Origin of the sequence: Leptolyngbya sp. PCC 6406 (assembly GCF_000332095.2) — a bacterium.
GTDB lineage: Bacteria > Cyanobacteriota > Cyanobacteriia > Phormidesmidales > Phormidesmidaceae > PCC-6406.
On sequence record NZ_KI913949.1, the window covers coordinates 1,273,483 to 1,295,520 of the forward strand.

The following is a 22,038-nucleotide window of genomic DNA, read 5'->3' on the forward strand; positions in this document are numbered from 1 at the left end:
GCGGTACTGGTACTGTGCGGCGTAAATACCCTGGCCGTTCTATCGTGGCACACCTCGGCCCCTCACCCTAGCCCTCTCCCACGGGGAGAGGGGACCGGAGAATGTTGGGCTGGTGCGACAGAATAGTAATCCTATTTCAGCCTAGGTGTACTAGAGGCCCATGGCCTGGGCGATCGCATCTAGGGTGGCGGGGATTCCCGTTTTGACCCCATTCTCGCCGTGGGTGATGGCCACATCGGGATCCTTGAGGCCATTGCCCGTGAGGACGCAGACGACGGTGGCTCCGGTGGGTACCTGATCCTTGACCTTGAACAAACCTGCTACGGAGGCGGCGCTGGCGGGTTCGCAAAAAATGCCCTCTTCCTGGGCTAGGAAGCGGTAGGCGGCGAGGATCTCATCGTCGGTGACGGCGTTGAAGGCTCCCTGGCTGGCGTCGCGGACCGCCACCGCCTGATTCCAACTGGCGGGGTTGCCGATGCGGATGGCGGTGGCTAGGGTATCTGGGGCATGGACAGGGTGGCCTAGCACTAGAGGAGCGGCTCCGGCGGCCTGAAAGCCCATCATTTGGGGCAGGCGACGGCAGCGGCCTTCTCGATGGTATTCACAGAAGCCCATCCAGTAGGCGGTGATATTGCCTGCATTGCCAACGGGAATGCAGAGCCAGTCTGGGGCGTCCCCGAGGGCGTCTACGACTTCAAAGGCGGCGGTTTTCTGCCCTTCTAAACGATAGGGATTGACGGAGTTCACTAGGGTAACGGGGTACTGGTCTGCCATCTGGCGCACTAGGGCAAGGGCATCGTCGAAGTTGCCTTGAATGGCTAGGACTTCAGCGCCGTAGAGCAATGCCTGGGCCAGTTTACCTAGGGCAATATAGCCGTCGGGCACTACTACATAGGCCCGCATTCCTCCCCGGCGGGCATAGGCGGCGGCAGCGGCGGAGGTGTTGCCGGTGCTAGCGCAGATGACGGCTTCGGCTCCTGCTTCTTTGGCCTTGGATACGGCCATGGTCATGCCCCGGTCTTTGAAGCTGCCGGTGGGGTTGAGTCCATCATATTTGACAAGAACCTGGACTTGGCGACCGATGCGCTGGGCGATGGCGGGGGCGGGGATCAGCGGGGTATTGCCTTCGTTGAGGGTGACAATGGGAGTGCGATCGCTGATGGGCAGGTAGTTCGCATAGTGGCGCATCAATCCCCCCCAGCCTTGGTGGGCTGGAGGTGTGGGGGCGGAAGGGGGGGCGGTTGTTACAGCCGAATCTACACTCAGGGTCACGGGTTACCTACTACGCAATCACTAGTTTTTGGCGATGATTTGAACCCTTGTCCATTTTGGGAGCTGGGTTTAACTCGGACTGGGACCAGCCCAGAGCCGTTGTTTTCTCAGTTTACCGCGCTGTCTTAGCGGCCCGGTGTCTATGTTGAGGTTTAGGGTTTGGGGGGGTGAGGGGGTAGGGGCGCGGTTTCCGCGCCCAATGCAGGATGTGACAGGTGGTAGGAGTTTTGAGTTTTGAATTTTGAATTCAATGTCCCGTAGGGTGCATAACGCTAAGGCGCGGCTTTGCCCCTGCGAAGCAATGCACCGCAGGTGACAGAACCGTAGGGTGGGCATCGCCCACCAATCCAGGTATCACGCCGTAGGGAACGGTGTGTTGTAGATTGCGTAGCTTGGGTCGAGGAACGTTCGTGCAGCGTCGCCGACAGAAGAAAACCCAACAATCTCTGCCCAGGGGACGGGTTCCTAGGGGGGAGGCTGGCTACGGAGTAAGGTCATCGCCTAGGAACCCGTCCCCTACCCCATGGGGGGATGGGCTCAGTAGCGGCCTGCGGCCACGCCCTCGACATAGTGGCGGAAGAGGGGGATCTGGAATTGGGGGGAGCCCTGGGGGTCTAGCGCTAGGATGTCCCGCTGGATTAGGCGCTGGAGGGTGGGCTGGGAGTCGGGGGAGAGGGTGGTTTGGGTGACCAGGTGTAGCAGCAGGGCTTGCTCTGGGTCGGGCAAGGTCTCAAAGCGCTCCCGCAGGACTTCGCCGCCCCGCTCGATCACCTTGGGCAGGATGGCGGTGATGTCGGCGGGGATGGCTTGGTAGCCCCGCTCCCTGGCTTGGCGACGGTTCAGATCTTCGACGAGGACGAGGCAGGTGAGTTGGAGGTAGTAGGGCTGGCAGTGGGTCAGGTGCAGGATGGTCTCCACCGCCGCTGGGGTGTAGATGTCAGGGAAGCCCTCAATGGGGTTTTGCACCAGGGCGCGGGCTTCCGGCTCTTCTAAATAGCTGAGCTTGAGGGATTGGGCATTGATTAGATAGTCGCTCCAGTAGGCTTCGAGTTCGTGGCGGGCGCGGGAACCACTGAAGAGAACGATCCATTGCTGTTGGTGCTGGATGATGTAGCGCAGAAAGTTCAGCGGTGCCCGACTGCCGGTGGCGTTGACCACTTCACTGAAGCGATCGAATTCGTCTAGGCACAGCAAGAACCGCTTGCCCCGGTGGGTCTGCTCGATGGTGGTGAACCAGTTCTGCAAGGCGGCGAAGGGATCACGTTCTAGGGCTTCGAGGTCTGGAGCTGGCAGGGTGAGGTTGCGGCCCTGCCGTGCCGCCTGCTGGATGGCACTGACCAAAAACTGGGCGGTGCCCTGGAGGGTGACGGTCATGCCTAACCCTTGCACGTCTACCAGCAGGGGCACCAGGTCGGGACCGACCCGCTGGGGCAGATATTTCAGGGCGGAGGTTTTGCCGGTGCGGCGACCGCCATAGAGCAACAGTGTCGGGGGCTGGCTGGCGGTGGCCAGGGTTTCGATTTCTCGAAACAGGTCTTGGCGACCCCGGAACCGCAGCCCTGCCGTGGTGGGGTCTAGGGCGGCACCGGCCACATACACCGCTGGGATTTCAGAGGCCCGCAGGGCTTGATCCTTGAGGGTGGCCTGGGCGGTGGTGAGTAGCCCCAGCCATTGCTCCACAATGCCGCCATAGGTGGTGGCCAGGGCCGGGGACTGCTGGGCTAATTCCTGTTTCAGGCGCTGCACCTGCTGGATTACTGGCCCCAGGGCTTCCCATTGGCGATAGGTGGAGGTCATCTCCGTTGCGGCCCGCACCCCCTGGCTGAGGTCGAGGAACTGGGGCAACAGTGGCCCTACCTGGGGCGGCGGTGGCGAGGGAATCCAAGCCAACTCCCCGGCCATGGCCCCCATCTGCGCCACGGTCTGACACCCCGCCAGTCGATCCACGGCAATCTCCGCCATGGCCACTGCTGCGACCCGCTGCTGGTTGGTGGAGGTAATCAGGTAGTCGATGGTCTGCTGCGCCGCCACGGGGTTGGTGCGGTGGGCCTGGGCAATGAACTCCGCCATAAAGGGCAGGGGCAGGTAGATCAATTCATCAAACCGAGGGGGTAACCACCGCAACCCCTTGGCCGCCTGTTCTTCTGGAAGCACCCACCCCAGCCCCACCATCCACAGCAACTCCGGTAGCCAAAACCAGACCCGCAGTACCCCCAAGATGATCGTGACACCGACTGCGACACCGCTTGCGACACCGACTGCGACACCGCTTGCGACACCGACTGCGACACCAAATACGACACCGACTGCGACACCGACTGCGACACCGACTGCAACACCAAATGCGACACCGCTTGCGACACCGCTTGCGACACCGACTGCGACAATGCCTGCGACACTGAATGCGGCACCGATTGCTGCGACACCAACTGCGACACCGATTGCGATACTGAATGCGACACTGCCTGGGGCACCGATTGCTGCGAGACCGATTTCTGGCATACCGAGTGCGATCCCAATTGCAATAAAGACGATTGCAACGAAGACGATTTCTCCCAAGGGCGAATGGCCAATTATTTGCTGCCCAATGAAGTTACTTAAACCTGACATAAACTGCAAATCCGATCTAAACTGCACTGCAATCCCTAGAATGATAAAAACAGTGCTTAATGCTAGTAGTACTATTCTTCTCAAGCGATGTAGCTTTTGGATACTTAGGTGAGCAACAACTAGCCCTACTACCAAACCCAGGAGAAACAACCCACTCTCTGACCAGTTAAAAGGTTTAGCCCAGATGGAATAGGGCACGGCCACTAGCACCGCTGCCACTAGGGGCAACACCGCCGCCAGCAACCACACTTGACTGGTATAGCGGGCCAAGGCTGGTTTAGTGGCAAACTCTGCCTGTTTACAGAAGGGGTTCGTGTCGAGTTCTAGCTCCGGGTGCAGGGTGCGCAGCCAGCGCCGCAGGGTAAAGGGTTTGAAATAGATCCAATAGAGCAACCGCAGACATTCCCCCAGGTAGGTGATTGCCCCTTGCCAGCGTGTTTCTTGGATCATTAGTTTCCCATTCCAAATGTCTCTAAAATTTCGCGAATAACATTTCTCAGCCAAGCCCATTGGGACTGGGTAATGATGCCCATTGCCAGCAGCAGCACAATCAACGGCACCATCGCCCCCGGCCCCAACTTCAAGATCCGCTCCAGCCCATTAAAGCCACGGCTGAGGCAATTCCCCAGCACTCGGGGTAGACCAAACACCAGCCATTGACACCATCGGGGCCAATAGCGGGGCTGGCGGAGTTCCCTCTGGAGGCGCTGGGCTTCTAGGGCAAATCGCTGCTGTGCCCAGGTTTCGGGCTTGTCGAGCTGGGCCGCTTCCCACAGGGCTAGGGCCGCCATCTGCAACAACAGGGGATGTTTGCGGCCCCATTGCAAGGCAGTTTCCTGGGCAGCGGGGGACAGGGCGGGGTGGGCCGGGTCGGGTAAGGTGACGACCTGGCGGGCTTCGGGATCGGAGAAGCACTCTAGCCTGCTAACCTGTCCCAGGTTGAAAAATGCCGAGGTGAGTTGATAGTCCCGGCGATATTCATCCAGCAACCGACGAGAGGCGGTGATCAGCATTAGATCGCTGTTGTTCATCAAGGTGCGGAGGCTGTCGTAGAAGTCGTCCTGGAAAACGGCGCGATGGGCAAACAGGGCTTCAAATTCATCCAGACACAGCACCGGCAACACCCCCGCTGCCCGACTCTGGCGCACCGCCGCCCCAAAGTCGGGGCGATCTAGCCGTCGCTCCCGCCAGATGGCCCGCCATTCCTCTGGGTAGTGGGGGTGGCTGTCTAAGAGGGTGCGGGCGATCGCTTGGTACAGGCTGCGCTCCTCGGTGCAGGGGGCTCCCTGGAGACTGAGGTAAATCACGGCGTAGGCGTGGCGATGCTCTGGGGGTAACCGCTGGGGCCAGGTTTGGTAAAAGTGATAGAGCAGGGAGGACTTGCCAATGCGGCGCTCTCCCACCACGTTGACGCTGGTGGGTTGGGAGGTTCCGGCCATCCGGTTGATCAGGGTTTGCAGCTCGTCCGCGCGCCCCACAAAACTCTGGGGCGACTGAATCATTGGCCCTGCCACAAAGGGGCAGGGGGTGGGCGGGGGTGGGGACATCAGGGCATTACCCAGGGAATCCATACCCTAGAGTATCCTCAGATTGTCTGGGGGAGTCCCCTGCAAGGGTGCATCGCTAGCGCGGATGCACCCTACAACCGAATCTCTGCCCAGTGGGCGTAGGCTGGGTCAAACGAAGTGAGACCCAGCATCAGGATAGGCTTGCTGGGTCGGTGTGCCTTGACCCAGCCGACAAATTTTGCCCAGGGGACGGGTTCCTAGGGGGGAGGCTGGCTACGGAGTAAAGTCATGGTCTAGGAACCCGTCCCCTTTGCCTAGGCTACCCCTGGTGCCTAGGCTCCGCCTGGGCACCCCCCGCTGAGGCTCTGCCTCCCGATCCCAGGCGGCAGAGCCAGCCCCCGTAGACCCGCAGCCATCGGCACCACATTGAGATGCACCCCTGCGATCGCTGTATAATGTCAGCAGCCTTCATGCTTGCTGCCATGACTTCTCAACAACTCGAAGAGCGCTCCCAGCACCTCGAAGCGCGAGTTGCAGCCCTAGAAACAGAACTGGCGCAGCTCAGGCAGGTGTTGTCTGCATTTCTGCAAAAGCCAACCCCCTGGTGGTCAGCGATCTCAGGCAGCTTTGAAAACGATCCTACCTTTGATGCCGCGATCACCTTTGGGCAAGACTGGCGCAAGACCGCCGATTAGGTAGCCCGCTGCGGATCTGAAAATTGCTGCGATCGCGATTTCACTCCAAGCAACTCTTTTGACCCGCAACACCTCAGATTTTAAGCAAGTAGCAGACTTGTTAGTTGAAGACTGGTCAGCATAATAGGCATTAGTGCTATCTCTACCATAGCTGCGATCGCCCTGCGCGCAGTGAGGCCCACCAACCCATTGATACAATAATGAAGCCATAACCTTTGACCCAGGGGACGGGTTCCTAGGCCACAGTTTTACTTCGTAGCCAGCCCCCTTTCTAGGAACCCGTACCCTTCGCCTAGCAGGACTGGTGGGGTAGATTGGGCGCTGCACCCCCTAAATCCGTGGGGAGAGATCGCTCTTCATGCAGCAGGTGAACTCCGAAGTAGCTTAAGCGTAGGGTGGGCATCGCCCACCGTAGATCAGCAGCCCCCACAAAAATTCGCAGAGCCGCCCCGGAGGCTCCCAGCCGCTAGCCAGGGGCCAGGACGATCGCTTTGTAGCAGAACGCTCGAAATCCAAGGCCAAGGTTGTTTAGACTGAACGATGGGCCAAAGGTGACCCTTCACCACGCCGCATCATTCGCCATGGGAGAGATCCGCACCGTGACCAATAGCTTCAACGCCCAGCAAACCCTCACCGTTAACGGCAAAGACTATATCTATTACAGTCTGCCCGAGGCCGCCACAACCCTCGGCGACATCAGTCGGCTGCCCTATAGCCTCAAGGTATTGCTGGAAAACCTGCTGCGTTACGAAGATGGGCGCACGGTAAAAGCGGAAGACGTGCAGGCAGTGGCCAACTGGCTCCAGAGCAAAACCTCCAACCGCGAAATTGCCTACCGTCCCGCCCGCGTCCTCATGCAGGACTTTACAGGAGTCCCTGCTGTGGTGGACTTAGCCGCCATGCGGGACGCGATGGTAGCCCTGGGGGGAAGCCCAGAGCAGATCAATCCCCTGGCCCCCGTGGATTTGGTGATTGACCATTCGGTGATGGTGGATAGCTTTGGCAGTGACCATGCCTTCGCCGACAACGTCACCAAGGAGTTCTATCGCAACAATGAGCGTTACGCCTTTCTGCGCTGGGGTCAGAGCGCCTTTGACAATTTCCGGGTGGTGCCTCCAGGAACGGGCATTTGTCACCAGGTCAACCTAGAGTACCTGGCTCAGGTGGTGTGGACGAAGGAGGAGAACGGTCAAACTGTGGCCTACCCCGATACCCTGGTGGGCACCGATAGCCACACGACGATGATCAATGGCCTTGCTGTCCTCGGCTGGGGTGTGGGCGGCATTGAGGCAGAAGCAGCCATGTTGGGCCAACCCATCTCCATGGTGCTGCCGGAGGTGGTGGGCTTTAAGCTGACGGGAGCCCTGCCGGAGGGGGCCACCGCCACCGACCTGGTGCTGACGGTGGTGCAGATGCTGCGGCAAAAGGGCGTGGTGGGTAAATTTGTGGAGTTCTATGGCGATGGCCTCTCCTGCCTGACCCTGGCGGATCGGGCCACCCTATCTAATATGGCCCCTGAGTATGGGGCGACCTGTGGCTTTTTCCCCATTGATGCGGAGACGGTGAATTACCTGACATTTTCGGGGCGGGATCCGGAGCGCATCGCCCTGGTGGAAGCCTATGCCAAGGCTCAGGGTCTGTGGCGGGAGGATGATACCCCCGATCCCGTTTTCACCGACAGTCTGGGGTTAGATCTGGCCACGGTGGAGCCTTCTTTGGCGGGGCCGAAGCGGCCCCAGGATCGGGTGCTATTGTCGGATCTGGCGGTGCAGTTCCGGGAGTCGGACTTTCCCAGCTTTAGTGGCCTGGAGTCCTATGCCCAGAAGCGGTCGGTGCCTGTCGTAGGAACGGATTACGACTTGACGGATGGGGCAGTTGCGATCGCGGCCATTACCAGTTGCACCAACACCTCCAACCCCTCCGTGATGATCGGGGCGGGGCTAGTAGCGCGAAAGGCACGGGCCAAGGGGCTGATGGTGAAGCCCTGGGTGAAGACTTCCCTCGCTCCCGGCAGTCAGGTGGTGTCCGACTATTTAGAAAAGGCGGGGCTCCAGGAAGACTTGGATGCCCTGGGCTTTAACCTGGTGGGCTACGGCTGCACCACCTGCATTGGCAACTCTGGTCCCCTGCCAGATGCCATTGTGGCGGCGATTAATGCGGAAGATCTGGTGGTGGGAGCTGTCCTGTCGGGCAACCGCAACTTTGAAGGGCGGGTGAGCCCCCACACCAAGGCCAACTACCTGGCATCGCCCCCCTTGGTGGTGGCCTATGCCATTGCCGGCAATCTGGCCATGGATTTGAAAACCGATCCCATTGGTCAAGATTCCACTGGTAGGCCCGTCTATCTCAAGGACATCTGGCCCACCACGGAGGAAATTAAAACCGTGATGGCAGCGGCCCTGACGCCAGAGATGTTCCGTAGCCGCTATAGCAACGTGTTCACCGGGACAGAGGACTGGCAGGCGATCTCCACCGAAGCCAGCCAAACCTACCCCTGGCAATCCGCCAGCACCTATGTGCAAAATCCTCCCTTCTTTGAGGGCATGGCGGCAACGGTCAATGGCCAAGCCTTCAGCGATATCCATGGGGCGCGGCCCCTGGCCCTGCTGGGGGACAGCATCACCACGGATCACATTTCCCCCGCCGGAGCAATCAAGACCAATAGCCCCGCTGGCAGTTATCTCACGGGCAATCAGGTCACCGTGGCGGACTTCAACTCCTTTGGTTCCCGCCGGGGTAACCATGAGGTGATGATGCGGGGCACCTTCGCCAATATTCGCCTGCAAAACGAGATGGTGCCCGGTTCCTCGGGCGGCGTGACCAAACACATGCCCGATGGCACAGAGCTATCCATCTACGATGCCGCCATGCAGTACCAAGGGGAAGGGACTCCCCTGGTGGTGATTGCTGGGAAGGAATATGGCACCGGCTCCTCCCGCGACTGGGCCGCGAAGGGCACCCGCCTGCTGGGGGTAAAGGCAGTAGTGGCGGAGAGCTTTGAGCGCATCCACCGTTCCAACTTAGTGGGGATGGGGGTGTTGCCTTTGCAGTTTCCACCGGGCAGCGATCGCCGCACCCTGGGCCTAGAGGGCACCGAAACCTTTGATCTGACGGGCCTCAGCGGTGGCATTCAGCCGGGGATGACGGTGACCCTAACGGTGCACCGTGCCGATGGTAGCCAAATGGAAGTACCTCTGCTCTGTCGCATCGATACTCTGGATGAGGTGGAATACTACCGCCACGGCGGCATTCTCCACTATGTCCTGCGGCAGTTGCTCGCGGCCTAGAGGATCTGCGGGTTAATGGTGTACAGGTGTACAGATTTTCTCCCTTCGGGAGACGCAAAGCGTATAGCTTAAGTCGTTGGCGTCAGAGTCTCTCGAAGGGAAAAAGCCTGAGCGAAGTCATTCATAATAATGGCTTCCCAGGGAGCAAGTCCAATCAGCGGGCATCTTATTTTTCTGCGAATCGCTAGTGCTGCACTCAACCTACGCAGACTCGCAAAGGCAAAGTTGACAGACCGCTAGTGGTCTGTCAACTCATGATTGACAGATCACCGGAAAAGGCCTCAAAACTGACGGTGATAGTTTGCCGTCATAAACTGGTGCCACTGACCATCATCGCCCAAGTTAAAAGAGGTCAGTACCCGGTGATCGTCGCTTTTAAATTCGATCACGTCTTTGTACTGAGACATTTTGCCTTCGCCAGCCATGGCAGGCCCCTCAGAATGTAAGGTGAGCACCCGTTCAGCGGCGTCGAGTTCGCCGTCATAGACCCAAAGGTGACTCATCATTGACCCCAGCCAGGTACCGACATAGCGCTGCTTTTGGGGGTTGTAGCCCAGGGTCATAAGGGTAGTGGCCATACTGCCACACATTTCGCCCTGACCTTCGGCGACCACCCAGAGACCATCCAGGGATTTGACACGCTCTATCCCCGTGGATGTTTCAAGGGACTGATCTGACTCTGCCACAGCCTCAACCTCATAGGTCCACTCACCTACCAACTGTTGGAGCCACTGGTGTTCTTTTTGGGGCTGTTCTACTGTGGGCGAAGCCTGTTGCACGTCAGTTGTCGTTGTCATAGTTCTTCTCCATTTACGTCACATTACAAATATGGCTGCATCGAAATTGCTGGATAGTTGTGGTGTCCTCGGTGACTGATTTTTGCTGTCTTACAGAAACCCGGTTGATCGATCTAAACCTTGCCCAAGTCCAGAAGTGGAGTTTTCCCGGTGGGGAAACTCCAGATTTCGGGCTGGACTTGGTATAAGACTAATCACAGTTGATCATCCAGGGAATGCCAAACTGATCAACGGCCATGCCAAACCGTTTGGCCCAAAAAGTCTCTGCTAAAGGCATTTGAATGTTGCCGCCTTCGGCCAGGGCTTGAAAGATTTTCTCAGCCTTGTCTGGGTCAGGAATTTGTAGAGAAACCGAGAAGCCTTTGGGCACATCGTACTGCCCAGGGGGGCAGTCAGACCCCATGATGGCCCAGTCGCCCAGGGTCAGTTGAGTGTGCATGATTTTGCTGCCAAACTCAGGAGGCACTTCGGCTTCGGCAGGGGAGCCCGCAAAGGTCATCATGTCACCTAATTCGCCCCCCAAGACTTGGTGGTAAAAGGTGAAGGCTTCTTTGCATTGGCCATCAAAAAAGAGGTAAGGATTGACTTGCATCATGATCTCCTTGAATAGCTGAGTTACATCGAACAATTGGGAACGCCTCAGGAATACGAGTACACCTAGGCTGAAATAGGCTTACTATTCTGTCGCACCAGCCCAACCTTTTCCGGTCCCCTCTCCCAAGGGGAGAGGGCTAGGGCTTCGGCGTGAGCTCAGCCGAACGGTGAGGGGCCGAGTGTGCCACGATGAAACGGTCAGGGTATTTCCGCCGCAGAGTACTAGGGGACTCGCAGGAAAATAACGTACCCGCTCCGCTGATCGGGCTTTCTCCCTTCGGGAGAAAACCTGGCCACTGGGTACACTATTAACCCGCAGCTCCCTTAGCGTTGAACTCAGACCAATCCGCTCGATCTAGGCGATAGACTGAGCAGTCGTCGTCGCCAAAGCGGCGGTGTCCCAAAAACTTGAACCCGAGACGCTGGTAAAAGCGGTGGGCGCGGGTGTTGCTGTCCAGGGGGTCAATCAGCACCGCAGTCACCTCGGGGTTGGCAAAACAATGGACTAGAGCCAACCGCATCATGGTGGTTCCGTAGCCTTTGCCCAACGCAGTGGGTTCGCCAATCCAAATGTCGATCGCCCGTAAATTGGCAGGCACATCGCCCCAGTAGTGGCTGTCTTCTTCGGCAGGGTCAATGATTTGAATGAAGCCAATGGGGCGACCTCCTAGCTCGGCGATCAACTGCTCGCGCCAGACAGGGGTGCGGGCTAGCTCGACCTCCCACATCCAGTCGTCGTTGGGATCGGCAGCGACCACATGGGGTTGCTCATCCCAGTAACGGAGTAGGGCTGTGTCGGCAGGGGTAGCGGGCCGCAATGAAATGGCGCTTGACTCAGACATGGTGGGTACCGGCTGGTTCAGTATCGGCTAACCACGCAATCAATATAGTTCTTATGTACTATTTTGTGAGCGGGCAAAATAAATCTTTAGAAACGACTAGTACCGCAGGGCGTAAATCAGTCCACTATTGTCACACCAGCCCAACGTTGTCCGGTCCCCTCTCCCCGTGGGAGAGGGCTAGGGTGAGGGGCCGAGTGTGCCACGATGCAACGGCCAGGGTATTTCCGCCGCCCAGTACTAGGCCAGAGTAAGCCAGCATTGTGGCTTGACAGCGCACTAGATGCCCGAGTAGGGTAGCGTCCCTGATGGTGACTGAAATAGCGTATCTACAATAGCGTGCAGTGTTGTTGCAGGGCGTAGTTGAGTTGCTGGCGATAGATGCGCTGGGGGACGACGTAGGCCCCAAATCGGGCTAGGTGGGGATTCATCATCTGGACATCGAAGAGTTGGAATCGGCGCGATCGCAGTCGTTCCACTAGCTTCACCATGGCCACCTTCGAGCCCTCGGGGATGCGGTAAAACATCGACTCCCCCACAAAGACCCCGCCAATGGTGAGTCCCAAAATGCCCCCTGCCAGTTCATCCCCCTGCCAAGTCTCAAAACTGTGCGCCCAGCCCGCCCCATGGAGCGCTTGGTAAATACCCTTGAGTTCCTCTGAAATCCAAGTTGTATCCCGATTGGCACAGCCCTCCACCACTTCAGTAAAGGCCCGATCAATAGCGATCTCAAAGCGGTTTTGATTCAGCACCCGCCGCAGTGACTTGGGATAACGGAACCGCTCATCCAGAGGCAGCAGAGTCCGTTGACGGCTGGAATACCAGGCTACGTTGCCTTCCCCCTCGTTTGCCATCAAGAAGTAACCCTGGGTGTAGCCCTCAATGATGGAGGCAATGTCGTACTGAAATACTCTCACGCTAGAGCGGGTCCAAAATCCCACAGACTTCAGATATTAACCATAATCTACTCTTCTAGAAGCAGGGCCAATATCCCAGAAATGGGGACAGAGCAGGTGTACTCAAGGTCTAATGTACTGCTATTCTGAAGGGGCAATGTCGCGTTAGCGTCATGATCCCCCATCAATTAACCCTCAAAAACTTCCTCAGCTATCGGGAAACCCAATTGAATTTCCGGGGATTACATGTGGCCTGTATTTGTGGTCCCAATGGGGCTGGAAAATCCTCTTTGCTAGAGGCGATCGCATGGGCCGTCTGGGGACAAAGTCGGGTCGCCACGGAGGACGATGTGATTCACGCTGGGGCTATGGAAACCCAAGTGAATTTCACCTTTGAACATCAGCAGCAAACCTATCGCGTTCTGCGCCATCGCCACCGCCAACAGGGGGGTAGCCTAGAATTTCAGGTCCAGACCGAAGCCGGATTTCGACCCTTGACCCAGCGGGGAATGCGGGCCACCCAACAGTTAATTTGTGAGACGCTACGGCTGGACTATGACACCTTTGTAAACGCGGCCTATCTGCGCCAGGGTCGGGCCGATGAGTTTATGGTGAAGCGCCCGAGTGAACGCAAGCAAATTCTGGCGGACCTGCTGAAGCTCTCCCAGTACGACACCCTAGCGGAACGGGCTAAGGTGCGATCGCGGCAAGCCCAGGCCCAGACGGTGGTGCTGGAAACCACCCTCACCCGCCTCCAGGGCCAACTGGATCAGCGCAGTGCGATCGCCCAGGAAGCCGTCCAGCTTCAGAGCCAACTGACGGACCTGCAAGCCCAACAGCAGGACGATCAGAGCCAACTCCAGCACTGGCGAGAGGTCCAGACCCAACGGCAAGAACAGCAGCAGCGCCTCACCCTGCACCAGCAGCAAGCAGCCCATCTAGCCCAACAGCGATCGCGCCTCGATACGGAAATAGCCGCCCATCGTACCCAGCAATTGGCCCTAGAAGCCACCTTGGCAGAGGCTGCAACCATCGAAATCGGTTGGCAACGGTTGCAAGCCCTCCAGGTAGAAGAGGAGGATCTCGCCCATCGGTTTGGCCAACTGCAAGCCCTGCAACAACAGCACCAGGCGCAAATCCACACCTACCAAAGTCAGAAAGATGCCCTAGAGCAACAACGCCATCAGGCCCAACGGGAACTGGACTGGGTGGATCAACAGGGCAGCGATCTCGCCGCCACGGTGGCCCAGCAGGATGATATCGCCGCCGCCATGGCCCAACTCCAGGCGGCACGAGACCAGTTGCGTTACCTCGATCAACAGCAGGCAGAGGCTGCCCCCCTGATCCAGCGGCAACGGGAGATTCAGACCCAACTAACCCAGGCCCAAGCCCAGATCACCGCTGAGATCCAAGCCCTGAACCGCTCTGCCCTGCAATTACAACAGCAGATGGAGGCCCAGCCCCAACTCCAACAGGCGGCGGTGGCGGTGGGGCACACCCTAGATCAGCTCATGGCCCGCCGTGCCTACCAAGAGCAGGTCCGGGAAAAGGGGCTAGAGCGCCGCAGCTTTATGGAACGACTCCAGGCCACCCAGCGCAGCTATGAGGTGCAGTTGGCCCAAATCGACCAAAAACTAGAGGTTTTGATGACCCCCGGTGCCCCTTGCCCCTTCTGTGACCACCCGCTAGATCCTCTCCACTGGCAGTTGGTCCGCAGTCGCCATCACCAAGAGCGGGAGGAGATTCAGCGGGATATCTGGGGCATCCACGAGCAGCTCACGGTCTCGGAGCGGGAGATTCAAGTCCTGCGTCAGGAATACCGCGATCTGGAGGCGGAGTTGGCGGGCTATGGCACGGTGCTGGAGCGCCGGGGGCAACTCCAGGCCCAGCTCGACTCAAGCGCCAGCCTGCGCCAAGATTTGGCCACCCTATTAGAGGAGCGCCAGCAGTTAGAACAGACCCTCAGCCAGGGATCCTATGCGCCAGATCTCCAGGCGGCTCTAGCCCAGGTGACGGAGGAACTGCTGGCCCTGGCCTACGACGAGCGAGATCATGCCCTGGTGCGGGGTCAGGTGGATCGGCTACGGTGGGCAGAGATCAAGCAGGCGGAAATCCACCAAGCCCAGCGAAAACAGGGTCAGCTTCAGGCCCAACGCCCCCAGTTGGAGCGTGCGATCGCAGATCTCACCCAGCAGCTTATGGCGCTGGAGCAATCGGTAGTCGTCCAGAACATTCAAGCCCTAGGGGCGCAGATCACCGCCCTCGACTATTCCCTTGATCACCACCAGCAGGTCCGGGCAGACCTGCGACAGGCCCAAACCTGGGCAGTCCAGTACGCCGCCCTACAACAGGCCCGTGACACCCTGCCCCACGTTCAGCACCAGGGAACCCTACTAGCCCAGCGACAGGCAGACTTAGAGCAGGCCCAGGCAACCTTAACCCTGCACATTCAAGCAACCCAGGAACTGCTGACAGCCTTGCCCGAGCCCCAGGGGCAGATCGTCCAGTTAGAGGGCATTTTGGCCGATCGCCAGCAGCAGCGGGAGAACATCCTGGCCCGCACTGGAGCCCTGCACCAGCAGCTTGAGCACCTAGAGCAGCTCCAAGCCCAGCAGTTGGAGCACCAGCAAACCCTGCTCACCGCCAAACGTCAAGGGCAGGTCTATCAGGAGCTAGCCACTGCCTTTGGCCGCAATGGCCTCCAAGCCCTGCTGATCGAAAATGTTTTGCCCCAGTTAGAGGCGGAAACCAATCAACTCCTCGGTCGCCTCAGTGCCCACCAACTCCACGTCCAATTCGTTACCCAGCGGACGGGACGCAATAAGGCCAAGCTGATTGATACCCTGGATATCCTGATCGCCGATGCCCAGGGCACCCGCCCCTACGAAACCTATTCCGGTGGTGAAGCCTTTCGCGTCAATTTCGCCATTCGCCTTGCCCTAGCGCGACTCCTGGCCCAGCGCTCCGGCACCCCCCTGCAAATGCTGATCATCGACGAGGGTTTTGGCACTCAAGACCAAGACGGCTGCGATCGCTTAGTGGGGGCCATTAATGCGATCGCGGCGGACTTTAGCTGCATCCTGGCGGTGACCCACGTATCCCACTTCCGGGAAGCCTTCCAGACTCGCATTGATGTCATCAAAACCCCCGACGGCTCCCAACTCCAGATTTCCCTGTAATGGTATTACAGGGAAATTAAAGGGCATCGCTTCCCCTACAGCCAAGACCCAACCCACCAGCGCCAAGCCAGGGCCTCCAGGGGCAGAGGCCAGCCCAGCCACAGAGGCAGCCAAAAGCCGAAACTGGCGAGCATCGCCCCCAGCAGAGTCCAGCCTGCCCAGCGCCAGCTTGGTCGGGGGGCGGTGAGCCATCGCCCCATAAGCCAAGCCAGGGCCAGTTCCGCTAGCAGGGCAGCGGGCTGATAGTGATAGAGAAAGGTGCTACGGCTGATCCCGGCCCAGGGCAACCATAGGGTCAGATAGGTGACGCATAGGAATATTGGGGGTGGGGGAGTGGGGGACAGGAATTTTAAGTTTTGAGTTTTGAGTTTTGAGTTTTGAGTTGAATGGCCCGTAGGGTGCATAACGCTAAGGCGTGGCTTCGCCCACGCGAAGCAATGCACCGCAGAGATGCCGCGCCCAATGCCAGGTATTGGGGTAGGGGCGCGGTTTCCGCGCCCAATGCAGGATGTCTTCGTAGGGTCAATCCCTTGCTTGCCCTGTTCATGTAGCGGCTCCGAAGGAGCAACATAGTCGTAGGGGGGTTGCCCGGTGGGTGGGTGACCGATATTGGGGTGGATGGGTGTGTATAGCCTAAAGGCATTCAAGAAAGGCGAGCCTGCCGGTTGACGATGAGCCTGCCTTTGGCATAGGGCTTGGGTGTTATTTGATTTCATGGCCCCAAGGATCTCAATGCGGTGAGTCCAGACTTTGGAAATCAACGGACACAGCCATTGATTCAGCACCATGATCAGGGCTGCTGTAGATAGCCACCACAGCACCGGGTTGCCAGTGCCGTAGAGGGCGATCGCCCTGCTATCTCCCAAGTCCTCGTAAAAATAGGCCATGGGTCGTAGCAGCAGCGGCCAACTAAACCAGGGAGACTGGTAGGGATGGGACGCCGTGAGCCCGAGGTGAGTAAAAAAGATCTCGCTATGGAGACTCCCCAGGTTCTGACCCATAAGCTGGAGATGGGGCCACCACCACAGGCTGTAGGTGAGGGCGGGCAGCACCCCGAGGGTAAAAAGGCGGGTTGCCCAATTCAGGCCAGGACCGAGGCTCAGCAGCCCTAGGGCTAGCAGGTATCCGGCCCCATTCCATTTCACCGCGATCGCACTTCCCAAACAGATCCCCGCCAGAGATCGCCACCCCCAAGCCCAGGAACTATGGGCTGCCCGTCCCCAAGCCCCGAGAGCCGCTAAACCCGCCACCACTAGGGCGGGATGGAGTAGGGCCAGACGGGATTCCACCAGGGCCAATCCATCCAAACTGGTTAGCCCCATTGCCAATAGGGTGAAAGCCCAACGGCGACGGGGATCGGTGCCGTAGCTCCATTCCCAGGCCACCCACCCCGCCAGTAGGGGGATGGCGGTGCCCAGCCCCCCATTCAGCCAGCGGTAGCTGAGGGGATCGAGGGTCTCAGGGGTGAGCCCCGCTGGCAACCCGTTGCCCGTAGTGACGGCGTAAAAAAGCCAGATCCCCGCCGCGATCGCAAGTTTGCCTAGGGGCGGATGCAAATCGAAAAAGGGGACGCCTTGCAAATAGTCCAGCGCAAATTGAACGTAGTACACCTCATCAAACACCAGGGTGGCGGGGGTAGCCATGGCCCCCCACCGCAGGATCAAATTCACAATCGTCAGCCCCAAGACCAATCCCCACCCCAGCCAGGGCCAAGACTGCTGAGAGGTCTGGGCAAGAGATGGCGAGAAAAAAGGTGGCATGGGAGGCTAGGGGTAGACGTTGTAAAGAGACTGCAAGTCAACGATGGAAACCTGGGAATCCGTATTGGCCGTATTGGAATACCACCACCATGTCTGAGTCTAGCGATCGCCGCCGCCATGCCCCAGCAGCAGAGCGCAACCGCGAACCAATTTTGTCCGTACTCCAGCAGATCTTGCCCACCACGGGTACGGTGCTGGAGATTGCCAGCGGTACCGGCCAGCACGCCGCCCATTTTGCCCCCGCCCTCGCTCCCCGTCACTGGTTACCCAGCGATCCCAACCCAGAAGCACGGGAAAGCATTCAGGCTTGGCGGTCTGAGGTAGATGGGGTCGAGTTGCATTCCCCCCTTGCCCTGGATGTAATGCGGGCAGACTGGTCCCAAATCATCCTGGACTGGAAACAACATCACCGGGATCATGTGCCCCCGATTGTAGCCCTCGTCGCCATTAACCTGATCCATATTTCCCCTTGGGCCGCCTGCCAAGGGCTGATGGCAGGGGCGGAAATCCTGCTGCCCCCCAGTGGCCTGCTCTATCTCTACGGCCCCTATCGACAGGGGGGAAGCCATACCGCTCCCAGCAATGAAGCCTTTGACCTTAGCCTGCGATCGCAGGATTCCCGCTGGGGAGTCCGGGACTTGGAAGCAGTGGTGGCCCTAGCCACGACCCACGGTCTAACGCTGACTCAGGTTATAGCCATGCCCGCCAACAACCTTTCTGTGGTGTTTTGTCGTCACGCCCTGGAGCGTGACGACAATTGACGACAATTAACGAGTAAATCCTTGCGGGGTAGGCATGACCACGCCCACCCTAGGGAATCAAGCTAGGGGCTGTAACCGCCCCATAACCAGGAATCTGACGTTGATGCTTCACATAAGGCTTCACAGTGCCTAGCAGCCGGGACTGGCCCATGAACTTATGTAACTTTTCCTGGGTTTATACTGGCTTAGATATCGGCCCCTGACCCGATGGCATCAGGGCGGTATAGAGAACCCAAGGTTGATCCCCATTGCCCCCATTCCCGGAGGAGAGGGCAACGGGGATCAAAGCGGTAGGGAGACATCCCTGTCTGGGGGCGTCTGGAGCGCAGTCCCCCATGCAGAATTTCTAGGAGAGATAAACCATGATCAAACGCCAGTGGATAGCATCGTTCTTGGGAGCCAGTGTGTTGACCCTGGGGGGAGCCACTTGGGGAGAGCCGATTGGGGCCGCTGAGGGCGCAGTTTCCCCACCCCTGGCTACCGCACCCACCGCCATCTTGCTCCCCAGCCCGATCACCTTGGCCCAGACCGCAACCCTCAACGATGCCGACCAGGAACAGTTTGATGAACTGTTACGCCAAGGGCAGGAACGGGTCTCGGCTCGGGACTATGGAAATGCGATCGCAATTTACCAACAGGCCATGCGCCTGGACCCCGCCAATCCAAGGCTCCATTCCGGTATCGCCTATCTCTACACCCAGCAGGGTAACCATGCCGAAGCCATCTCCGCTTATGAACAAGCCATTCGCCTCGACCCAGCACATTTACCCTCCCGTTACGCCCTAGCCTATAGCTACATCCAGCTAGAACAGTACAACCGCGCCCTAGAGGTCTACCGCAATATCCTGACCGTAGACCCCCAGAATGAAACCGCCTATCTCGGTCTAGGCAGTATCTACATTCAGCAAGAAGACTACAGCGCCGCCCTAGAAGCCTACGAAGGGCTGCGGCGAGTTGCCCCCAACAATCCCAGTGGTGCGGAAGCGGTCGGTAACCTCTACCTCATTCAGGAAAACTACACCGCCGCCCGCGACGCCTTTCAACAGGCACTACGCCTCAATGCTAATCGCAGCAGCCTTCACGTAGGGCTAGCAGAGGCCCAAATTGCCCTAGGGCAGAGCAATAGCGCCTTTCAATCACTCCAGCGGGCCGTCCAGATAGACACCTCCAATGCCCAAGCCCATTTCCTATTAGGGGAAATTTTCATGCAGCGGAGAGATGAAGACGCCGCCTACCTCAGCTACCGTCGAGCGGCCCAGGCCGATGAAACCTTCATTCCGGCCCAAGCGGCAGCAGGAGCCCAGTATCTGGCCCGAGAAGAATATATCCAGGCAGTCCTAGCCTACCGTCGGATCACCCGCGCCCTCCCGAATAACCCCGGTGCCCACTACAATCTAGGACTGGCACTGTGGGGCCAGGGATTAAGGGGACAGGCCATTGCCTCTCTTCAACAGGCCCGTCGTCTTTATGACAGTCAAGGAGATCTAGCAGGAACAGAGCGCGTAGAGGCTTTATTTGCCCTATGGAACATTGATACCGCTGAGACAGAACGTCCTTAGTTACACCGATGCCTCCACGGCGATTCCACGGACTTGCTCCGCTGACAGCACCTGTTCTGCACCGCAAAGGTGTTGAATAGCCTGCTCAGCGGTGATCAGTCGCTTGAGCACCACTTGCCCGAAAGGCGGTGATCCTTCCGGGGCGACACCTGGAACATCACGGGATAGAGGGTGACCGGGTTGAGGGCACACCTCCACCATCAGCACCGCCTCCTCGACCTGATAGAGCCAGAGGATTTCCCCCTGCTCCTGAATACAGAGATCCAATCGCTGAATTTGGGGTTTGCGCTGCCAGCTCATTTCATTCCAGAGCCCGCCAAATTCCCATATCCGGCCTGTTACCCAGCCGTCTGAGAGAAAAAAATATTTCACAGCCACTCCCCGTCGTGCCGTATCCAAAGAGATTATCCACCAAAGTGGCGGAATCATCAGGATATAGCCTTTCCTCGCTTCCTGTGGTCTCCCTGGGTAAAGCTAAGGGATCTGCGGGTACGTTACTTTCCTGCGAATCCCTAAGGTGGGTATCAGAAAACTAGAACTGAGCAACTGGAGCCTAAAGGCTGGTCGCTAAGAACCCATGCCTATAGCTCGCTTTGTTTACGAGAAATACAGGCTTTGAGAGGATGTTTTCAAATAGCGGTTCCCTAATGGATGAGGTACAGCTCAACTTGATGGCAATTCGGGGAACAAGGGGCTTAAGCCCCTTGCCTGTACTTAACCCGAGGCAGAAGTCCGTTAAAACGGACTCGCCCCCCTATCCCCAGCCCAGCTCCCAGTCCATTTTTAATAGCCATTAAAAATGGACTAGAGCCTGTTAGCCGGGAATTCAAAATTCCCGGCGGGGTGACAGCGCTGATACCGCATTGACGTTTTTTAGCCCCCTACTCCTTGTCGAACTCAGGTCACGGAGGGAAGTTTCTGAGAAGTCGCTTCGCGAACAGCATGACATTGGATACGTCTCAAACAGCCTTTGAGGGTTTTGCCGGGTGGGCTCTAAATGTGGATGCCGCACTCGGTTTTGCCGCTGCCCCGCCAGCGCCCCGCCCGCTCATGTTCGCCGGGATTGACCCGAGTAGTGAGGGGTTCGTCACCAATGCTGGCATAGCCCTGATCATGGAGGGGGTTATAGGGAACGTGGTGCTTGAGGGTATAGCTCCACACGTCATTCCGGCTCCAGTTGGCCAGGGGATTAATCTTGAGCCGCCCATCCCCATCCCGTTCCAGAATCGGCATCTGCTCACGGGTAGAAGCCTGTTCCCGGCGACGCCCAGTGATCCAGGCGGTGACCCCGATTTCCTCTAGAGCCCGCTGGAGAGGTTCCACCTTAGTAAGATAGTGGAACTGGGCAATATCTTGTTCCCATAGGGCTTCCCCGTAGCGGGCAGCAAAGGTTTCACGACTGCTGACCCCCTTGGCTCGATAGACCCGTAGATCTAGGTTGTAGCGAGATTTGGCCCGATCGACCGTTTCCAAGGTTTCACGAAAATGGTGCAGCGTATCGAGAAACAGTACGGGAATAGGAGGGTTGGGCTTTAGCTCTCGGTAGAGCATATCGGTAATCACCAATAGGCTGAAGGCACTGGTTTGCACAAGACCTTCAGGAATATTGTTGATGGCCCAGCTCAGGATGTGCTGAGGAGTAGCGGTTTCAAATCGCTGGTTAAGGGTCTCTAAGTCAAAGTCACCCGTGAGAGACCGAGGAGAAGAGATCATGCACTGAACCATAATGTCTTTGCCTTTAAGCGTCTGCGGCAGCGCCAAGTTTAGTTATACACCCTATCTTAACCAGGAATCACACATAAATCGGTCGGGATAGTGGGGATTATATTCCTTGTGAGCGGAAAATGGGTATTGGGGTAGGGGCGCGGAAACCGCGCCCAATGCAGGATGTCGCCGTAGGGGCGAGGTTTTCGTGCCCAATTCAGAAAAGGGGTGAGGGTGGGGATGGGGCTACAATTTCCAACGTAGTGTTCAAAATTCACCGCGATGGAACTGGTGCTGTATAGCAAACCGGGGTGCCACCTCTGCGAAGGGCTGGCGGAGAAGTTGGCGGCGCTGGGACATTTGGATTTCACCCTGGAGGTGCGGGATATTACCTCTAGGCCCGATTGGTTTGCCGCCTATCAGTATGAGATTCCGGTGCTGTGCCGTCGAATTATAACGGCGGCGGACAGTCGGGAGGAGCCCCTACCCCGGTTATCGCCTCGGGCTCCTGTAGCTCAGGTGGAGCGGTTGATACAGAAATACCTGGACGCAGATACGGCACAATAGCCTAAGCCCC

Annotated in this window: 16 protein-coding genes; 6 read left to right on the plus strand and 10 right to left on the minus strand. The window is 58.2% G+C overall.

Annotated elements, in window-relative coordinates:
- Nucleotides 1-150 precede the first annotated feature (150 nt).
- From thrC to LEP6406_RS26745, 3 genes are all read right to left on the minus strand, one after another.
- Complete coding sequence (gene thrC / locus LEP6406_RS0205930) at nucleotides 151-1,188, minus strand: threonine synthase (RefSeq protein ID WP_051463625.1); 1,038 nt, start codon at nucleotides 1,186-1,188, stop codon at nucleotides 151-153.
- Between the two features lie 621 nt (nucleotides 1,189-1,809).
- Entirely contained in the window at nucleotides 1,810-4,332 is a 2,523-nt protein-coding gene (locus tag LEP6406_RS32690; protein WP_008311457.1) for an ATP-binding protein, read from the minus strand.
- Nucleotides 4,332-5,453, minus strand: a complete 1,122-nt coding sequence (locus LEP6406_RS26745; protein ID WP_008311456.1) for a TniB family NTP-binding protein — start codon at nucleotides 5,451-5,453, stop codon at nucleotides 4,332-4,334. The genes LEP6406_RS32690 and LEP6406_RS26745 overlap by 1 nt, the downstream gene beginning before the upstream one ends.
- A 419-nt stretch (nucleotides 5,454-5,872) precedes the next feature.
- Here LEP6406_RS26745 and LEP6406_RS0205945 point away from each other — a divergent pair, with 419 nt between their 5' ends.
- Nucleotides 5,873-6,085, plus strand: a complete 213-nt coding sequence (locus LEP6406_RS0205945) for a hypothetical protein (RefSeq protein WP_027268886.1) — start codon at nucleotides 5,873-5,875, stop codon at nucleotides 6,083-6,085.
- A 551-nt stretch (nucleotides 6,086-6,636) separates the two neighbouring features.
- Nucleotides 6,637-9,372 (plus strand): aconitate hydratase AcnA, encoded by a 2,736-nt coding sequence (acnA, locus tag LEP6406_RS0205950; protein WP_304607854.1) that lies wholly within the window; start codon nucleotides 6,637-6,639, stop codon nucleotides 9,370-9,372.
- A gap of 281 nt (nucleotides 9,373-9,653) precedes the next feature.
- Here the strand turns inward: acnA and LEP6406_RS0205955 are convergent, their stop codons facing one another.
- The 4 genes from LEP6406_RS0205955 to aat form a co-directional block, all read right to left on the minus strand.
- Nucleotides 9,654-10,169 (minus strand): DUF1579 domain-containing protein, encoded by a 516-nt coding sequence (locus LEP6406_RS0205955; protein WP_008316456.1) that lies wholly within the window; start codon nucleotides 10,167-10,169, stop codon nucleotides 9,654-9,656.
- A 190-nt stretch (nucleotides 10,170-10,359) separates the two neighbouring features.
- Nucleotides 10,360-10,764, minus strand: a complete 405-nt coding sequence (locus LEP6406_RS0205960; RefSeq protein ID WP_263971140.1) for a VOC family protein — start codon at nucleotides 10,762-10,764, stop codon at nucleotides 10,360-10,362.
- Nucleotides 10,765-11,071: 307 nt separating this feature from the next.
- Nucleotides 11,072-11,605: a GNAT family N-acetyltransferase gene (locus LEP6406_RS0205965; protein ID WP_008311419.1), complete on the minus strand. Its 534-nt coding sequence runs from the start codon at nucleotides 11,603-11,605 to the stop codon at nucleotides 11,072-11,074.
- 326 nt (nucleotides 11,606-11,931) lie between these two features.
- Nucleotides 11,932-12,519, minus strand: coding sequence for a leucyl/phenylalanyl-tRNA--protein transferase (gene aat, locus LEP6406_RS0205970; protein WP_027268888.1), 588 nt, complete (start codon nucleotides 12,517-12,519; stop codon nucleotides 11,932-11,934).
- A gap of 152 nt (nucleotides 12,520-12,671) precedes the next feature.
- Between aat and sbcC the strand changes: the two genes are divergently transcribed.
- Nucleotides 12,672-15,677 (plus strand): exonuclease subunit SbcC, encoded by a 3,006-nt coding sequence (sbcC, locus tag LEP6406_RS0205975; protein ID WP_008311417.1) that lies wholly within the window; start codon nucleotides 12,672-12,674, stop codon nucleotides 15,675-15,677.
- Nucleotides 15,678-15,712: 35 nt separating this feature from the next.
- Here sbcC and LEP6406_RS30010 read toward each other — a convergent pair whose 3' ends face one another.
- Complete coding sequence (locus LEP6406_RS30010; protein WP_008311416.1) at nucleotides 15,713-17,437, minus strand: phospholipid carrier-dependent glycosyltransferase; 1,725 nt, start codon at nucleotides 17,435-17,437, stop codon at nucleotides 15,713-15,715.
- A gap of 89 nt (nucleotides 17,438-17,526) precedes the next feature.
- Between LEP6406_RS30010 and LEP6406_RS0205985 the strand changes: the two genes are divergently transcribed.
- Entirely contained in the window at nucleotides 17,527-18,198 is a 672-nt protein-coding gene (locus LEP6406_RS0205985; protein ID WP_008311415.1) for a DUF938 domain-containing protein, read from the plus strand.
- Nucleotides 18,199-18,560: 362 nt separating this feature from the next.
- Complete coding sequence (locus LEP6406_RS26755) at nucleotides 18,561-19,757, plus strand: tetratricopeptide repeat protein (RefSeq protein ID WP_008311414.1); 1,197 nt, start codon at nucleotides 18,561-18,563, stop codon at nucleotides 19,755-19,757.
- On the opposite strand, the gene LEP6406_RS0205995 is transcribed toward LEP6406_RS26755, so the two are convergent.
- Together LEP6406_RS0205995 and cysH are read right to left on the minus strand one after the other, a co-directional pair.
- Entirely contained in the window at nucleotides 19,758-20,129 is a 372-nt protein-coding gene (locus LEP6406_RS0205995) for a hypothetical protein (RefSeq protein ID WP_008311413.1), read from the minus strand.
- 621 nt (nucleotides 20,130-20,750) lie between these two features.
- A complete protein-coding gene (gene cysH / locus LEP6406_RS0206000; RefSeq protein WP_155834639.1) occupies nucleotides 20,751-21,470 on the minus strand; it encodes a phosphoadenosine phosphosulfate reductase in 720 nt (239 codons plus the stop codon).
- Between the two features lie 273 nt (nucleotides 21,471-21,743).
- Here cysH and LEP6406_RS0206005 point away from each other — a divergent pair, with 273 nt between their 5' ends.
- Nucleotides 21,744-22,028: a glutaredoxin family protein gene (locus tag LEP6406_RS0206005; RefSeq protein WP_008311407.1), complete on the plus strand. Its 285-nt coding sequence runs from the start codon at nucleotides 21,744-21,746 to the stop codon at nucleotides 22,026-22,028.
- Nucleotides 22,029-22,038: the final 10 nt, after the last annotated feature.

What these genes read in the sequence shown, in the direction of transcription:
- thrC (WP_051463625.1), bottom strand. Translation starts at nt 1,188, where the DNA reads ATGCGCCACTATGCGAACTACCTGCCCATCAGCGATCGCACTCCCATT.
- LEP6406_RS32690 (WP_008311457.1), bottom strand. Translation starts at nt 4,332, where the DNA reads ATGATCCAAGAAACACGCTGGCAAGGGGCAATCACCTACCTGGGGGAA.
- LEP6406_RS26745 (WP_008311456.1), bottom strand. Translation starts at nt 5,453, where the DNA reads ATGGATTCCCTGGGTAATGCCCTGATGTCCCCACCCCCGCCCACCCCC.
- LEP6406_RS0205945 (WP_027268886.1), top strand. Translation starts at nt 5,873, where the DNA reads ATGACTTCTCAACAACTCGAAGAGCGCTCCCAGCACCTCGAAGCGCGA.
- LEP6406_RS0205955 (WP_008316456.1), bottom strand. Translation starts at nt 10,169, where the DNA reads ATGACAACGACAACTGACGTGCAACAGGCTTCGCCCACAGTAGAACAG.
- LEP6406_RS0205960 (WP_263971140.1), bottom strand. Translation starts at nt 10,764, where the DNA reads ATGATGCAAGTCAATCCTTACCTCTTTTTTGATGGCCAATGCAAAGAA.
- LEP6406_RS0205965 (WP_008311419.1), bottom strand. Translation starts at nt 11,605, where the DNA reads ATGTCTGAGTCAAGCGCCATTTCATTGCGGCCCGCTACCCCTGCCGAC.
- sbcC (WP_008311417.1), top strand. Translation starts at nt 12,672, where the DNA reads ATGATCCCCCATCAATTAACCCTCAAAAACTTCCTCAGCTATCGGGAA.
- LEP6406_RS30010 (WP_008311416.1), bottom strand. Translation starts at nt 17,437, where the DNA reads ATGCCACCTTTTTTCTCGCCATCTCTTGCCCAGACCTCTCAGCAGTCT.
- LEP6406_RS0205985 (WP_008311415.1), top strand. Translation starts at nt 17,527, where the DNA reads ATGTCTGAGTCTAGCGATCGCCGCCGCCATGCCCCAGCAGCAGAGCGC.
- LEP6406_RS26755 (WP_008311414.1), top strand. Translation starts at nt 18,561, where the DNA reads ATGATCAAACGCCAGTGGATAGCATCGTTCTTGGGAGCCAGTGTGTTG.
- cysH (WP_155834639.1), bottom strand. Translation starts at nt 21,470, where the DNA reads ATGATCTCTTCTCCTCGGTCTCTCACGGGTGACTTTGACTTAGAGACC.
- LEP6406_RS0206005 (WP_008311407.1), top strand. Translation starts at nt 21,744, where the DNA reads ATGGAACTGGTGCTGTATAGCAAACCGGGGTGCCACCTCTGCGAAGGG.